Below are 15031 nucleotides of genomic sequence, written 5' to 3' on the forward strand. Positions count from 1 at the left end.
GCTCGACCAGGACGGCCTCCGCACCGAATTCCTCGCGAGCGACGCGCTCCAGATCCGGTCGACGACCAGCGAGAGCTGACCAGCGCGCTCGGGCAGGTTCGCGCCCTACTTGCCGAGTTGGGCCTCGAAGGCGATGCGGTCGCCGCGGTAGAGGGAGCGCACGCGTTCGACCGGCTCGCCGTACCGGTCGACGCTGCGCCGATGCAGCAGCAGTAGCGGCAGCGATGTGGTGCATTCGAGTAGGGCGGCCTCGCGCGGAGAGGCGAGCACCGTCTCGATTCGCTCGGTGGCGCTGCCGAGCTCCACGCCGGCGGCGCGCACCGCCGCGTACAGCGAGGTGGTCGGGTCGTAGGTGCCGCGCAGATGGCCGAAACGAGCGAGCGACATGAAGGTGCTCTCCAGCCCGATGCGCTCGCCGTCCGCGAGCAGCACCCGCTCCAGGTGCATGACCGGAGTGCCGATGGTGAGCCCGAGGTCGCGGGCGGTGTCGGCGTCGGCGGGCACATCGTCCCAGCCGACGAGCAGACGCCCCGGCACCCGGCCGTAACTGATGGCGCCCTCGGTATAGGAGCGCAGCTGCAACGGCTGCACCATCTTCGGCCGCGACACCACGGTGCCGCGGCCCTGGCGGCGGATCCGCCCCTCTACCAGCAGATCTCGCAGGGCCTGCCGGACGGTTTCGCGGGCGACCTCGAACCGAACGGCCAGATCCCGCTCCGAGGGGACCGGATCGCCCTCCTCCAGATCGGTCAGCAGCTGTTCGAGTTCGGTGCGCACCAGGTAGGACTTCGGCAGCCGCGGCGCTAAATCGATGCGCCCACTGCGCATTTCATCGCCATCGGTTCCCGTCGCACCTGATGTCTCCATGCCGACAGCCTACCCGGTATTGGTCTATACCAATTGTTAACCTGCCGTTCGCGCACGAAACACTCCTTGGTCTAGACCATTGCCCACTATGTACCCATGCGATTGGTCATCATCGGCGGCGGCATCCTCGGCACCGCACACGCCATGGCCGCCATCGGCCGTGGTCACGAGGTCGTGCAGCTGGAGCGCGAGCCCGAGGCGCGCGGCGCGACGGTGCGCAACTTCGGTCTGGTGTGGGTGTCCGGACGTTCGGCCACCGAACTCGACTTCACCCTGCGCTCCCGACAGCTATGGGAGGAGATCGGCGGCAAGGTTCCCGGTGTCGGTTTCCGACCCATCGGATCGGTCACGCTGGTCAAGACGCCGACCGAACTGGCGATCGCCGAGGCCGCCGCGGCGAGCCCGCATGCCCAGGCCCGCGGCTTCGAACTGCTCGAACCCGAACAGGTGCGCGCGATCAATCCGGCGCTGCGCGGTAAATTCCTTGCCGGACTGCGCTGTTGGACCGATGCCGCCGTCGAATCGCGCCAGGCGCTGCCCGCACTGCGCGCCCATATGACCGCATCGGACCGCTACACCTTCCATGCCGGCACCGAGGCTCGCACGGTTACCGATACCGGTTCCGGTGCAACGATTCTCGACGATCATAGCCGCATCTTCGAGGCCGATCTGGTGCTGGTCTGCCCCGGTGCCGCGCACACCGGCCTGACCCGCGAACTCGTCGGCACCATCCCGGTCCGCCGGGTCCGGCTGCAGATGATGCAGACGGCACCGCTGGGCGAAGCGCTGACCACCGCGATCGCCGACGGCGACAGCTTCCGCTACTACCCGGGCTTCGCCGGGCCGGAGTTGGACGTGCTGAACGCCGAGCAGTCCCAGACCGCCATCGCCGCCGAGCACAAGATGCAACTGCTGTGTGTACAGCGCCTGCACGGCGGCCTGACCATCGGCGACACCCACGAATACGAGGAGCCGTTCGCCTTCGACGTGGACGAGGCCCCGTACGAACACCTCACCGCCGTCACCGAGGAACTGCTCGGACGCAAACTGCCGCAGGTGATTCGGCGCTGGGCGGGCGTCTACAGCCAGAGCATCGATCCGGCCACCATCGTGACCCGCGCCGAGGCCGATGCGCACATCTGGGTCGTCACCGGGCCGGGCGGCCGCGGTATGACCCTCGGCCCCGCGATCGGCGAGGAAACCGCCGATCTGCTCAACCTCTGAGGAGCGCTGTGTCGGATAAGAACATTGCCCTGGCCGTCCTCGATATGGCGGGCACCACGGTCGCCGACGGCGGACTGGTCCTTCGCGCCTTCGATATCGCCGCCACCAGCGCCGGTATCGAAACCGAAGGGCCGCAGCGCGATAGCGCCCGCCAATATGTGCTCGACACCATGGGCCAGTCGAAAATCGCGGTCTTCCGTGCCCTGCTCGGCGACGAGGAGCACGCGCAGGCCGCCAACCTCGCCTTCGAGGCCGCCTATGACGCATTGATCGACGAGGTCGAGATCAGCCCGATTCCCGGTGCGGCCGAGGCGATTACCGCGCTGCGGGCCGCGGGCGTCAAGGTCGCACTCACCACCGGCTTCAGCCGCACCACCCAGGATCGACTGCTGAATGCGCTGGGCTGGAACGAGATCGCCGATCTGACGCTGGCGCCATCGGATGCCGGACGCGGCCGTCCCTATCCGGACATGGTCCTGACCGCGCTGCTGCGCCTCGACATCGATGCCGTGCATCAGATCGCGGTACTCGGCGATACGACCAGCGATATCGCCAGCGGTCTGGCCGCTGGTGCCCGCATCGTCGCTGGCACGCTCACCGGCGCACATGACGCGGCACAGTTGCGTGCCGCCGGAGCCACCCATGTGGTGGCCTCGGTCACCGAATTCGCCGAGCTGATCCTCGCCAGCAGAACCTGACAGCCTCCCGGCGAAAGCCGGGCCCAGAACCGCGATCCCGGCGTCGGCCGAGATGACGGAAACCCCCGCCCCTTCGATTCCACACCCACACGAACCGAAAGTTGCAGTCATCGTGCGTACTTCGAACACGCAGGGCCGTCTGGCACGCACCATTTCCCGGACCGCGCTGGCCGTCGCCGCCGTCACCACCGTCGCGCTCACCGCGGCCTGTGGCGGCACGGGCACCGACAGCGGCGACGGCAAGACCATCACCGTCTACTCCGCCGACGGCGTCGGCAACTGGTACACCACCCAATTCGCCGAATTCAAGAAGAAGACCGGCATCTCGGTCAACCTGGTCGAGGCCGGTTCGGGTGAGGTCGTCAACCGGGTGGACAAGGAGCAGTCCAACCCGCAGGCCGATGTGCTCGTCACGCTGCCGCCGTTCATCCAGAAGGCGAAGAGCTCGGGGCTGTTGCAGGACAGCGGAATCGACACCAGTTTCGTCGCGGCGACCGATAAGGATGCCGACGGCAAGTACGTCACGCTGGCGGGCAACTACCTGTCCTTCATTGCCAATCCGTCGGTCGACACCACCAATCTCACCTGGGACGACCTGCTGAAGCCGGAATTCAAGGGCAAGCTGCAGTACTCGACGCCAGGTCAGGCCGGTGACGGCACCGCGGTGCTGATCCTGCTGCAGAACCTGCTCGGCAAGCAGGGTGCACTGGATTACCTCGCCAAGCTGCAGGCCAATAATGTCGGTCCGTCCTCGTCCACCGGAAAGTTGCAGGCCAAGGTCGACAAGGGTGAGCTGGTGGTCGCCAATGGCGATGTCCAGATGAATCTGACCACGGTCAAGGACAAGGGCTCGAAGTTCACCGTCTTCTTCCCCGCGGCCGCCGACGGCAAGCGCTCCACCGTGGCCGTGCCCTATGTAATGGGACTGGCCAAGGGCGCGCCGCATCAGGGCGAGGCGAAGCAGCTCATGGAGTTCCTGCTGTCGGCCGATGCGCAGAAGTCGCTGCCCGACACCTTCGCGGTGCCCGCGCGCAAGGAGCTGCGTGATGCCCCCGCAACCGGTACCGGTCCCTCGGCGAGCGCGGTGCTCAAGGGCGTCGAAGTCGTGAATGTCGACTGGACCAAGGTGCTTTCCGAGCTGGACGCCGATGTGTCCGCCTATCAGAAGGCGACGGGACAGTAGCCGAATCCGGGAAGTAAGGAGCCGCAATCATGTTCGACGGTGACGCGCATTCGAAATCGGCCATCGCGACTGCCATGGCCGGAAAGGTCACGGCCGCAACGGAACCCGCGATCGTCTTCGACCGGGTCGGCGTCCGCTACGGCCGCGGCCGTAAGACCACAGTCGCCCTGACCGATTTCAATCTGCGCGTCGCTGCCGGTGAAACGGTGGCGCTCCTCGGACCGAGCGGATCGGGCAAGTCGACCGCACTCAAGGCGCTGGCTGGCTTCGTCCGTCCCACCTCGGGTGCGGTCCGGCTGGCCGGGCGCGATGTCACCGATCTGTCCCCGGCCAAGCGCGGGATCGGCGTGGTCGTCCAGTCATACGCCCTGTTCCCGCATATGCGGGTGCACGACAATGTGGCCTTCGGGCTGAGGGCGCATCGGGTGCCGCGCAAGGATATCGACGCGCGCGTGGCCGAGGCGCTGGAGATGGTCGGCATGGCGACCTACACCAAGCGGCTGCCGCGCGAGCTGTCCGGCGGTCAGCAGCAGCGGGTGGCGATCGCCCGTGCGCTGGCGATCCGACCGAAGGTGCTGCTGCTCGACGAACCGCTGGCCGCGCTCGACGCACAGTTGCGGCAGTCGATGCTCGGTGAGCTACAGGAGTTGCGAAAGGCGCTGCCGGATACGGCGATGCTGTATGTCACCCATGATCAGGCCGAGGCGTTGGCCTTGGCAGACCGGATCGCGGTGATGCGCGATGCCCGACTGGTCGATATCGATACCGCCGAGAATTTGTGGCGTCGCCCGCCGAGTGATTTCACGGCGGCGTTCCTCGGTGGTGCGAACCTGTTGTCCTGCACCGTGAATCGAGTATCGGGCACCTCGGCGCTGGTTACTGCCGGCACCTTTACGCTGCGGGCCGAGGCACCGGACGTCAGGCCGGGTGGTTGGGAGGTCAACGCACCCGGATTGCTGTGTGTGCGTCCACATACGGTGCAGATCGGTGCCACCTCGGAGCGCAATGCGGTACGCGGCACCGTCGTATCGAGTGTGTGGCGCGGGGCTTCGACTCGGTTGCGGCTGGCGGTCGACGGACTGACCGACGAGATCACCGCCGATGTGCCGGGGCATCTCGATACCGAGGTCGGCGCGGTCGTCGGCGTAAGGTTCCCGGACCCGGCGGGTGTGTTGATTCCGCCGATGTTCGGTGCCGAAACCACCAGTGCGGCAAAGACATCGGCCGCATCCGAGCCGGGCGCGCCGAAATGAGGGGCGGCGCGAATCCGGCTCGCTGTGTCGGCATCGTGTTCCCTGCTGTCCGGAGAAGTCTCCGTGGTCCCGGCGGCGACCGCAGCCCAACCGCCGAGCGCGCGCTGGTCTCCGTCGGGACGGACGGACTCACTGGCCCGGGGGTCCGACGATGAGCACTTCCGCACTGCTCGAACCCCAGATCCACGATGCAGCTCCGACTGCGGACACCGCGCTGCGGCGGAATTGGCGGCCGGTGCTGTGGACACTGCCGCCGCTGCTGGTGGTCCTCGTCATCGCGGTGTACCCGATCGCGCGGGTGCTCGCCGAATCGACCGAGACCAAGGACGGTCGAGGTACGGCGGTCTGGTCGCAGGTGCTCGGCTCCGAATCGTTCCGCAATGCGTTGTGGCGCACCATTTCCATTGCGGTGTGCGCCACCGCGGGATGTCTCGTGCTCGGTACCTTCCTCGCGATCGTGCTGGCGTTCGTGCCGTTCCCCGGTTCGTCGCTGGTCGGCAGATTGATCGATACGGTGCTCACGCTGCCGTCGTTCTTGATCACACTCGCCTTCACCTTCCTCTACGGCACCGCCGGTGCGGTGAATGCCCTGATCGCCCGGATCACCGGCAATCGAACGCCGGTGCTCGACTTCCTGAGCACCCCGCTCGGGGTGATCCTCGCCGAGATCACCTTCTTCACCCCGTTCGTGGTTCGCCCGCTGCTGGCCGGGTTCGCCCAGCTGCCGCGCGAACAACTGGATGTGGCCGCCAGTCTCGGCGCCTCGCCCTGGCGGGTGCTGCGTCAGGTGGTCCTGCCGGAGGCGTGGCCCGCGCTGGCGGCGGGCGGCAGTCTGGTCCTGCTATTGACGCTCAACGAATTCGGCATCGTGCTGTTCACCGGCGCAAAGGGCGTGACAACCCTGCCCGCGCTGATCTACACCCGCGGCATCGTCACCTTCGACCTGCCCGGCGCAGCGGTCCTCGCCACGGTGCAGGTGCTGCTGTCGCTGAGCCTGTACATCGGCTACCGACTGATCTTCGTCCGCTTCGGGCGCGCCGGAAAGGAGAGCTGAGCATGCTGGTCTGGACCCGTCGTGGCCGTGCGGCGGTGCTCGTGGTCTTCGCGGTCGTCGTGGTCGTGGTGTTCCTCGCCCCCATTGCGACCGTGATCGCGGCCGCGCTGGCGGGCAGTTGGACCGGCCCACTGCCCTCGAATCTCGGCCTCGCCAACTTCCGAGCGGCACTGTCCGGGCAGGATGCGGCGAGTCTATCGGTCAGCCTGCAGACCGCACTGCTCTCCGGCGGCTCGGCCCTGTTCCTGGGCACCTGGGCCGCACTCGCCGCCCGCGAGGCACCCGGCTGGTGGCGCAAGATCACCGACGCGGTCTTCCACCTGCCGGTGGCGGTGCCATCGGTGGCCATCGGCCTCGGCGTGCTGATCGCCTTCAACGAGCGACCGCTGCTGCTCGGCGGCACCAAATGGATTGTCATCGTGGCACATTCGGTGCTGGTACTGGCCTACGCCTTCAGCGCCGTCTCAGCTGCCCTGGATCGGCTCGATCCCGGCTATCGCCAGGCCGCGGAATCTCTTGGGGCAGGGCCGGTTCGAGTCTTGCTGCTGGTGACGCTGCCACTGCTGCTGCCTGCACTCGGCGCCGCCGCCGGGTTGGCCATCGCGCTGTCCATGGGCGAACTCGGTGCGACCATCATGGTGTACCCGGCCACCTGGAAAACATTGCCGGTCACCATATTCGGTCTCACCGATCGCGGTGAAGTCTTCGATGCGGCCGCGAGCACCTGTTTGCTGCTCATGGTGACGCTGGTCGCCTTGGTCGCGCTGGGTCGGCTGCGTGGCCGCGCCGCGCTGCGCTGACCCGGGGCGAACACCATACGATGACGCAATGTCAGCACTGCCCTTGATCTTCACCGCAGGCTGGGCGAGCGGGGTCAACGCCTATGCGGTGGTCCTGCTGCTCGGCATCTTCGGCGCGACCGGCCTATCCGACGATGTGCCGCAGGCACTGCAGCGCACCGATGTGCTGATCGCGGCCGCGGTGTTGTTCCTCATCGAGGCCGTCGCCGACAAGATCCCCTACCTGGATACGTTTTGGGACGCCGTGCACACCATCGTGCGTCCGGCAGCCGGCGCCGTTGTCGCCGCACTGCTCGCCGGGCAGGACGGCTCGCTGCCCCAACTCGCGGCCGGTGCCCTCGGCGGCACCACCGCCCTGGCCAGCCATCTCGTCAAGGCCGGTACGCGCATGGCGATCAACACCTCACCGGAGCCCGCGAGCAATATCATCATGAGCCTCGTCGAGGATCTGGCCGTCGGCGGCATTATCACCATCGCGATCTTCCATCCGATCGTCGCGGCCTGCTGTGCTGGCACCCTGCTCGTGATCGGCGTGATCCTGGTCTATCTGCTGGCGAGCCGGATCCGCCGCTATCTGAACCGGCGCAGACAACGCCGTGCCGCCAAACGCGCTGCCGCCGCCGTCTGATCGCGCACGGTAGCCGGTCCGAAAGGTCTGCAGCGCTAGCGATTTCAGTCGGATTCAGGCGGGTTTGCGCCACACCAATGAGTAACGCCAAAAGACCAGCCGTCGCACCCGCACACCGGGAAGTATCGTTGCCACCTGCTCTCGCACCTGCCGCGTCGTCAACGGCGGATCGAGCACAACCGGCATGACATCATGGGTCGCCTCGACCGCATACCAACGCCCCCGCCCCCGCGCGCGCAGGATCCGAAACACCAACCCCAGCACCCGATGCCCGATCGCCGCAACCAGCTCAATGGGCGCCTCCCGCACCAGATCATGGCGCGGCAAGGCCACGGCAGCGAGCACACCGCCCGGTCGCAATGCCCTCGCCAACAGCGGCAACACCTCATCGAGCGGCAGATGGTGCAACGTGCTGATCGACACGATGGCGTCGTAGGTTCCCTCGGGCAACGGCTCGGTCTGCACATCGCCGAGGATGCAGCTGACATTGTCCGGCGTTGCCTGCTTTGCGGCATCGATCATCACCGGTGATCGATCGATGGCGTCGACCTGCTCGACATGTCGGGCGAGTTCGGCCGCGAAAGCTCCTGCCCCACAACCGACATCCAGCACACGAATGCAACGGGCGGGCAGCTGCCGTATGAGAAACCGGTGGTAGTACGCGTTGTGACTCCAGCTGAACTTATTCATCGAGCACACTCCCGGTCGCCGGACACAGCCGCTGTGCCGATGCTCGCGCACCACGCCGCCACCGCGGGAATGGTGAACACTCGCCTGACTCCACCGATCACCGAATACCGGGACTGCCGTCGCACCACCACCCAGCCATAGTAGGTCGGTTGTGTACTCCCGTTCCTGCCGATCGACCTGACCGGCGTGCGCCCCTTCACCGGGCTCCCGTTCGCAATGGCCGGACTCGTCGTCGGGATCGTCGGCTGCACCGGACAACGCCGCGGCAGGGGCCTGGCGGTCACCGGAATCATCCTGTCCGCCATCGCACTTGCCCTCGAGTTCATCATGATCGTCAACCAGGTCGGCTGAACAGCATTGTCGAGGTCGTCCAGACAATCTGAAAAGGGTCCGGTCCAGGTCGAGCCCGAGGTCTAGATCGAGCGGCTACCTCGGATGTCACAGCGAATCTTGCGCACCATGTACCGGGCCCTCGGCCGCGGCCAGCGCACCCGGCTGGCCGACCCGTGCGGCCGGGAAGTGCGGCGCCGTTTCGGAGACGCGAGGCCGCGCGGGTCCTGCCGAATCGCGAGGCCGATGGTCACTGAATATTTGCCGGAGCTCGGCTACGTCGTCGGGAACTGGGCGGCATTGGGCCGCAGACACATCGATGCGGTCCTCGATCATGTCAGAGGGCACGCGACACAAGCGGGCGAGGGCGGATCGGCCGGGGCTATGGGAGTGGATCGCGGCGGTAGCGGTCCCCGTCGCGCCACGATCCTGCTCGGCGGCAAGCACTTCGGCTGGTCGACACCGTGGATTGAACTTCTCACCGCATTGCGCCCACCCGATACGGCCGATATTCGCGCCGCGGCGGCATCGACGTGGACGGGTTGCCGAATAAATTCCGACACTGCGTAATTCGATGGCGGGCGTGCCGCGCCAGTCGACCACGCGGCACGCCGGGCGGGGCGCCCCGTTGCGCCCGCCGTCACTGTTTCGGTGACGTTAGCGTCCGGGACGGGCCATTGGTCGGATAACGCGGACCCGGGACGTCACCTATTGCGCAGTGACGCTGTCGGGGCAGTGTCACTATTGCGGACGAGGGTCGCCGTCGGACTTTACTGCTCGGGCAGACGGCGGCGGCCACCGGCCACGTCGGTTACCAGATCAGTGTAGCCGTCAACGAGTTCTGCTAGGTGGTACCAATGTTTATGGGTATTGTCGCTGCGCGCGCCGTCGACATCGATGGCCGTGTTCGCGTCGACCCAACTGCGCGCCATCCGATCCACCACCGCCCCGAGGCTCTCGGTATGTAGCGAAGCACCGTTGCGATGCTGCGGGACCTCCTGCGTAATCCACTCATTGATATCGTCGACGAGTTCGCTACGACGGCAATCAATTTCGGCGATCAGGCTCATATCGCGGACTTGTGCACGACGTGCGTGCAGCTCGGCCAGCGCGTGCGCAGAACGCAGCAATTCAAGATCTTGGAAACGACGCCCCTGAAATGCGCACAAAATCTGCGGAGCGGTCGGCAGCACCCCTACCGTCGGCGCGCTCATCGCCATACTCCGAATTCACTCGACACCAACGCGCTTTGTACCAACATGATTGGCTCTCGATTCGGTTATCCCGGTCATCGGATCGGTTGTTCTCAACTAGCGTAGCTGGATCATGCTCTTACAAATGCAAGAACGCAAGAGTGCGTTCTCACTGCTGCGGTCCCCACCCCGATCACCAAGCCCCACCCCCACAACCACCTAGCAACAACAACTTTCACACGCGGCACACACCGACAACAGCACCAGTCGCCAAGAATTTGCCACCCCACCCCGCACCCCCCAACACTCCGACACCACACCGATCAGCGCCCACTCAGCGACGCGTCACAAATACGCCCTAGGCGCACACTCAGCCACCAACGAGCCCCCACAAGTCGACCAGCTCGACACCCCCACACCCCGATCCCATACCACCACCAAGCACCGACGAGAATGCACTGACGCTGGTGCGCTCTCGACGTTTACCTACATGAGCGCATGGTGATCGCTCGTCCAAGAGGCAACACCGGGTAGGTCTGCTGCCTGGTGGTGGTGAGTTAGATCGGGTGGTGTTGGTCGTCGTCGAGCCCGGTGGAATTTCGCCTCGTGTTCGGTCCGGTCGCCACCGGTGACAGGGCGGGGTGGGGGCTGGCGAAATCGTCATATTCTCGGAGGAAAACTCCGAACTTCCTTGCTATCAAAGGCGGTATTGTCTGCGTTATGGCAGGTAAGCGCACAGTCCTCACGGCGGGTTTGCGGCGGCTCTCGGTGCTGCTGACCGAGATGCGCGAACATGCGGGCCTCAGCAAAGAGGAGGTCAGCGGCAAGACCGGAATCAATATCACCACGCTCTACCGCATCGAGACGGCGCAGGCGCGGCCGCAGCGCCGCACGCTGATGGCGATGCTCGACCTCTACGGCGTCACCGAACAGCAGCGCGCGGATGCGGTGGAGTTGTTGTCGGACGCGCTCAAGCCCGGCATGTCGCGGCCCTACGAGGCGACGCTGACCGAGGTGCACGCGGCCTATATCAACTTCGAATCCGAGGCACTCTCGGCCCGGCACTACCAAACTTCCTATATCCCCGGGCTATTGCAGACCTCGGAGTACGCCGAGGCGGTCATCGACACCAATATGCCGAAGCTGGACGCGGCCACGGTGCAGCACAATGTGCGAGCGCGAATGGATCGGGCCATGCACCTCACCAAGACCGATCCGCTCGAGCTCTGGGTCGTGCTCGATGAGGCGGCGATCCGGCGCGTGGTCGGCGGGGTCGATGTCATGAAGGGGCAGCTGAAGCGGCTCCTGGACGATTCGCAGATGAAAAACGTTATCCTGCAGATACTTCCGTTCTCCGCAGGGGTGCATCCGGGCATGGCCGGTGCGTTCACACTGCTGGACTTCAAGGATCCGGCCGATCCGGAGCTGGTCTATGTGGAGGGCATCGCGGGCGACCAGCTGATCGAGGGGCATCCGCAGATCCGCCGCTTCGGCATTATTTTCGATCAGCTGCGGGCCATGGCTTTGAGCCCGCGCGACTCCATGATGCTGATCGCCAAGGCGTCCGACGAGATGCGCTGATCAGCTGCGACTGGCCCGCCGATAGCCCAGTGCCGCAGGTATCGCGAAAACTACGAGCGCGCCGACACACCAGGCGAGGGTGGCCAGCAGCGGCTCCCGCACCGGACCGCCGAGGGACAGACCACGCATGGCGTCGATGGCATAGGACATCGGCTGGTGGCGCACGATCGGCCGGGCCCACGCCGGATAGGCGGCCAGCGGTACGAACCCGGAACTGAAGAACATCAGTAGCGACGAGCCGAGCGAAACTGCCTCCACCAGTGCGGCTTTCGCACTGAAAACGGCAACCGCGGTGACCATGGTGGCGAAGGCGATACCGAACAGCAGCGGCACCCCGAACAGCGCGATACCAGCGAGCAGCCCCTGCTGGAATCGGAAGCCGAGCACCACCCCCACCGCGAACAGCACCGCGGTGCACAACAGGATCCGGATCCCCTCCGCGACGATGCGCGCGACCAGTCCGGACGCGCGGTGCACCGGCAGCACCCAGAAGCGGGCCAGCAAGCCCTCATCGCGCTCGCGTCCGAGGGTGATGGCACCGGCCACCGAACCGGACATCACTCCGACCAAGGCCACCATCGGCACCGAACCGTAGAGCGCGTTCACCCCGGAGAAGGCCGAAATCTGGTTTCCGAGAATGGTATTCAGCACGACCAGCAGGAGCGCGGGAAAGACGAGAGACTGTATGACGGTCAGCGGATCACGCCACCAGCGCACCAATAGCCGCTTGGTCTGAATCATCGTTTGCGGGATCAGCAAACGCCAGGTCTCGGTCCGACCGCTGACCCGCGGCAGTTCCCGGGCAGGATCCAGTACCTCGGTCATGACGACCTCCGCATCGACATGTATACCGCCCCGGCGCCGAACACCATGGCGGGGATGGCTATCCAGGCCAGCGCGGGCCCGAAGATCGACCAGCCGACCACGCCCGCATGGCCCGATGGATCACCGGCCAGCGCCCGCAGCCCGTACACCATGTGCGAGATCGGCTGGTTGCGTGCGAAACCCTGGATCCAGTGCGGGAATTGGTTGGCCGGTGCGAATCCGGTGGAGACCATGCCGAGGATCAGCTGGGGCAGGATGAGTGCCTGGGTGGTCGCCTCCGGGCTCTTGGTCGCGGTGCCGAGCAGATCCGCGCCCAGGCACAGGTCCAGTGCTATCAGCATCGCGAACCCGAGGAAACCGATTGTGTCCCACCAGCTTCCATAGAAGCGGAAGCCGATCACATGGGCGGACACCAGGGCCGCGGCCAGAGCGACCGCCGCCCGGAACAGTGCGGTCGTAACCCGCGCCGCGAGCGGCACCACCGAAACCATCGGCATCGATCCGAACCGGGTATTGAGCCCGTCCCTGGCATCGGAGGCCGACCGGAATGCGGCTGTGATAGCGCAGAAGGCGACCGCCTGCATGACGATCATCGGCGTGAGGTATTGCGCATAGCTGCTCAGCCCGTGCCCGCGCACGGTCATCACCAGATTCAACGGCACGTAGAACCCGACGGTGAAGACCGCTGGCGCGAGTAGTGCCATGATCAGTTCGCCATTGCGCCAGGACGGCCGGACCAGGCGCCAGGTCAGCGCCCACCATTGCGCCATGGTCGCCATGCGCGGCGGTGGCGCGTCCACCAGCCGCTGGCTGCTCAGACGGCGGGTTTCCCCGTCGCCGCGTTCCTGCTGGACGGTGCTCGATCCAACGTCGCTGCCGATGCTCATCCGCACGCTCCCATCTGCGCGTCACCCGTGCCCGTTGGTGGGGAACCAGCTGTTCTCAGCATGTCGCACACACCCGCGGCCGGTCCAGCTTTCCGCGCTGCTCCACTACCAGCGCAGTCCCCGACAGCACCTCAGCGGCCGTCATCGCGTCGCGGGCGATCCCGAGCACGTGCCCGCAAATGCGGTCTCTGACGTGCGGGCGCCAGCACCGCCCCGCGCCTCCCGAATCCCCCTCGGCCGAGCCGCCGAGTTCCGGCGCGACGAAGGAACCACTCACGCGTCCCGGATGGCCATCGTCGATGGCGGTCACGATCCCCGACGAACACCGCTCGCATAACATTGCGGTATCGATCACCCGGAGGTAGCCGGTGCCGAACGCACGACCGGCCCACAGACCGAACTGGGCCGGCACATCGAGATGCAGATCGCCGACTATCTCGATGTATCGGGCCACGGCCATCGGCGCCGACCCGGCTACCTGCTCGGGGAACCGGATACCGCGCTGGGCAGCCGACAACGGACACCGTTCGGCCGCCATATCGCGCCGAGACGTGTCCTCGCTATCCGATTCCACCGGCCTATACCGCATAGTTCCCTCGTCCGCTTTCGTCCCTGCCCACCGAAACCGGGCGCGCCGCCAGATCGCGTCGTGCATCAAATCTCGTAGACGAGAGCATGTTTGGATACCGCCCCCGGGTGTCGGAACGACGACTCCGAGGGGTCCGGAAATCCCCACCAAGGTGTATGAGCGTGATTTCCGTCATATCTCGCTTCGCGCGCCACGGACCGTGAATTATGCTGTGCCGCTATCACTCTCGGCGGAATGTCCGAATCGTGGGGTGACGACCGCGCACAGGGTGGGTAAGGTGTGCCCCGATGACCAGCATGGAAGCCCGTTTCCGTGACGCCGCACGGACCGTGCCCCTCCCCAGCCCTTGGAATCTGTCCGCCTACCTCGCAAATGTCGCCGCGCACCGTGGCCGTTCCATCTCGTTGCAGGCGGTCCCCGCGTCCGCGCTGGCGGATATCGGCTGCCGCGGCAGCGGACTCTGGGTGGCGCGCGGCCGCGACGACATCATCGTCTACGACACCTCCGCGACCGAGCGCAATGCGGACCACATCATCCTGCATGAAGTCGGACACATGCTCTTCGGACATGGCCGGAGCGAGAAAGATGCCGCCGCGCCGATCGCCACAACGCTGGCCGCACTGCTCCCTTCCATTTCACCGGCCTCCATCGAACATGCGCTCGGCCGCAACGAATTCGGCGCCGAGCGCGAACGGGACGCGGAGGTCTTCGCCGATATGACCATGGTCTATGCGACGCTGCCGCGCCGCAGAGACCGGTCGTTTCGCCTGTTCGGGCGCGGTCGCTAGGGACCGTCGGGTAACCGACGAGTTCCGGCGCGCAACTCGTCGACGAGATCCTGATAGGCGTCGGCCAATTCGTTGAGCTGCACCCATGCGTCGTAGAAGACCGACTCGGGCGCATGCGCGAGTGGAACGAAGGCCTGCGTGGTCATCCTGGCCAGTCGATCCACGATCTGGCCGACGGTCTCGGTGTGCAACCATGCGGCGGTGCAGGGCACCGGCATAGCCAGCGTTACCCAGAGGTCGATCGCCCGGACCAACTGAGCGCGCCGCCGATCCAGTTTGGCCATCTCACTTATCGGCGTCCGCTCGCGAATCTCGTGCAGTTGCGCCAGTTCCCCCGCCGCTTCCAACATCGGGTGGTCCTCATGCGGCAGCCCGCGAAACGCGGCCAGCAGCAGATCCCGCCCCGGCATCATCCGGTTGCTTCCGACATATCTCATCTCG

General features: G+C 66.0%; 18 protein-coding genes. 11 read left to right on the forward strand and 7 right to left on the reverse strand.

The features are described 5' to 3' along the window. Positions 1-105 precede the first annotated feature (105 nt). Complete coding sequence (locus ABZW16_RS17745; RefSeq protein WP_354957033.1) at positions 106-828, reverse strand: GntR family transcriptional regulator; 723 nt, start codon at positions 826-828, stop codon at positions 106-108. 135 nt (positions 829-963) lie between these two features. Here ABZW16_RS17745 and ABZW16_RS17750 point away from each other — a divergent pair, with 135 nt between their 5' ends. The 7 genes from ABZW16_RS17750 (at position 964) to ABZW16_RS17780 (ending at position 7707) form a co-directional block, all read left to right on the forward strand. Further along, positions 964-2091 (forward strand): TIGR03364 family FAD-dependent oxidoreductase, encoded by a 1128-nt coding sequence (locus ABZW16_RS17750; RefSeq protein WP_354956982.1) that lies wholly within the window; start codon positions 964-966, stop codon positions 2089-2091. Between the two features lie 8 nt (positions 2092-2099). Next, a complete protein-coding gene (locus tag ABZW16_RS17755) occupies positions 2100-2789 on the forward strand; it encodes a phosphonatase-like hydrolase (protein WP_354956983.1) in 690 nt (229 codons plus the stop codon). Positions 2790-2940: 151 nt separating this feature from the next. Continuing rightward, complete coding sequence (locus ABZW16_RS17760) at positions 2941-3972, forward strand: 2-aminoethylphosphonate ABC transporter substrate-binding protein (RefSeq protein ID WP_354957034.1); 1032 nt, start codon at positions 2941-2943, stop codon at positions 3970-3972. A 74-nt stretch (positions 3973-4046) separates the two neighbouring features. Beyond that, positions 4047-5225 carry an ABC transporter ATP-binding protein gene (locus ABZW16_RS17765; RefSeq protein WP_354957035.1) on the forward strand — a complete coding sequence of 393 codons (1179 nt, stop codon included), beginning with the start codon at positions 4047-4049 and terminating at the stop codon, positions 5223-5225. A 151-nt stretch (positions 5226-5376) separates the two neighbouring features. Then, on the forward strand, positions 5377-6279 hold the full coding sequence (locus ABZW16_RS17770; protein ID WP_354956984.1) for a 2-aminoethylphosphonate ABC transporter permease subunit: 903 nt from the start codon (positions 5377-5379) through the stop codon (positions 6277-6279). Positions 6280-6281: 2 nt separating this feature from the next. Further along, a complete protein-coding gene (locus tag ABZW16_RS17775; protein WP_354956985.1) occupies positions 6282-7079 on the forward strand; it encodes an ABC transporter permease subunit in 798 nt (265 codons plus the stop codon). 28 nt (positions 7080-7107) lie between these two features. Beyond that, on the forward strand, positions 7108-7707 hold the full coding sequence (locus tag ABZW16_RS17780) for a DUF4126 domain-containing protein (RefSeq protein WP_354956986.1): 600 nt from the start codon (positions 7108-7110) through the stop codon (positions 7705-7707). 54 nt (positions 7708-7761) lie between these two features. On the opposite strand, the gene ABZW16_RS17785 is transcribed toward ABZW16_RS17780, so the two are convergent. Further along, a complete protein-coding gene (locus ABZW16_RS17785) occupies positions 7762-8397 on the reverse strand; it encodes a class I SAM-dependent methyltransferase (RefSeq protein WP_354956987.1) in 636 nt (211 codons plus the stop codon). Between the two features lie 186 nt (positions 8398-8583). On the opposite strand from ABZW16_RS17785, the gene ABZW16_RS17790 reads away from it, so the two are divergent. Together ABZW16_RS17790 and ABZW16_RS17795 are read left to right on the forward strand one after the other, a co-directional pair. Further along, positions 8584-8748, forward strand: coding sequence for a hypothetical protein (locus tag ABZW16_RS17790; protein WP_354956988.1), 165 nt, complete (start codon positions 8584-8586; stop codon positions 8746-8748). A 225-nt stretch (positions 8749-8973) separates the two neighbouring features. Continuing rightward, positions 8974-9297 (forward strand): hypothetical protein, encoded by a 324-nt coding sequence (locus ABZW16_RS17795; RefSeq protein ID WP_354956989.1) that lies wholly within the window; start codon positions 8974-8976, stop codon positions 9295-9297. 200 nt (positions 9298-9497) lie between these two features. On the opposite strand, the gene ABZW16_RS17800 is transcribed toward ABZW16_RS17795, so the two are convergent. Next, on the reverse strand, positions 9498-9857 hold the full coding sequence (locus ABZW16_RS17800; protein WP_354957036.1) for a DUF4254 domain-containing protein: 360 nt from the start codon (positions 9855-9857) through the stop codon (positions 9498-9500). Positions 9858-10640: 783 nt separating this feature from the next. On the opposite strand from ABZW16_RS17800, the gene ABZW16_RS17805 reads away from it, so the two are divergent. Further along, positions 10641-11501 carry a helix-turn-helix transcriptional regulator gene (locus tag ABZW16_RS17805; RefSeq protein ID WP_354956990.1) on the forward strand — a complete coding sequence of 287 codons (861 nt, stop codon included), beginning with the start codon at positions 10641-10643 and terminating at the stop codon, positions 11499-11501. Here ABZW16_RS17805 and ABZW16_RS17810 read toward each other — a convergent pair whose 3' ends face one another. Genes ABZW16_RS17810 through ABZW16_RS17820 form a run of 3 tightly spaced genes read right to left on the reverse strand, consistent with a single transcriptional unit; the run spans position 11502 to position 13802 of the window. Beyond that, positions 11502-12326, reverse strand: a complete 825-nt coding sequence (locus tag ABZW16_RS17810; RefSeq protein ID WP_354956991.1) for an ABC transporter permease — start codon at positions 12324-12326, stop codon at positions 11502-11504. Further along, positions 12323-13213 carry an ABC transporter permease gene (locus ABZW16_RS17815; protein ID WP_354956992.1) on the reverse strand — a complete coding sequence of 297 codons (891 nt, stop codon included), beginning with the start codon at positions 13211-13213 and terminating at the stop codon, positions 12323-12325. The genes ABZW16_RS17810 and ABZW16_RS17815 overlap by 4 nt, the downstream gene beginning before the upstream one ends. 55 nt (positions 13214-13268) lie before the next feature. Beyond that, positions 13269-13802, reverse strand: coding sequence for a hypothetical protein (locus ABZW16_RS17820; RefSeq protein WP_354956993.1), 534 nt, complete (start codon positions 13800-13802; stop codon positions 13269-13271). Between the two features lie 287 nt (positions 13803-14089). On the opposite strand from ABZW16_RS17820, the gene ABZW16_RS17825 reads away from it, so the two are divergent. After that, the gene (locus tag ABZW16_RS17825) at positions 14090-14590 is read left to right on the forward strand and encodes a hypothetical protein (protein WP_354956994.1); all 501 of its coding nucleotides are present in this window, start codon (positions 14090-14092) and stop codon (positions 14588-14590) included. Here ABZW16_RS17825 and ABZW16_RS17830 read toward each other — a convergent pair. Beyond that, entirely contained in the window at positions 14587-15027 is a 441-nt protein-coding gene (locus tag ABZW16_RS17830; RefSeq protein WP_354956995.1) for a DUF4254 domain-containing protein, read from the reverse strand. The genes ABZW16_RS17825 and ABZW16_RS17830 overlap by 4 nt on opposite strands. Positions 15028-15031: the final 4 nt, after the last annotated feature.

Source organism: Nocardia sp. NPDC004604 (assembly GCF_040609795.1).
Lineage (GTDB): Bacteria > Actinomycetota > Actinomycetes > Mycobacteriales > Mycobacteriaceae > Nocardia.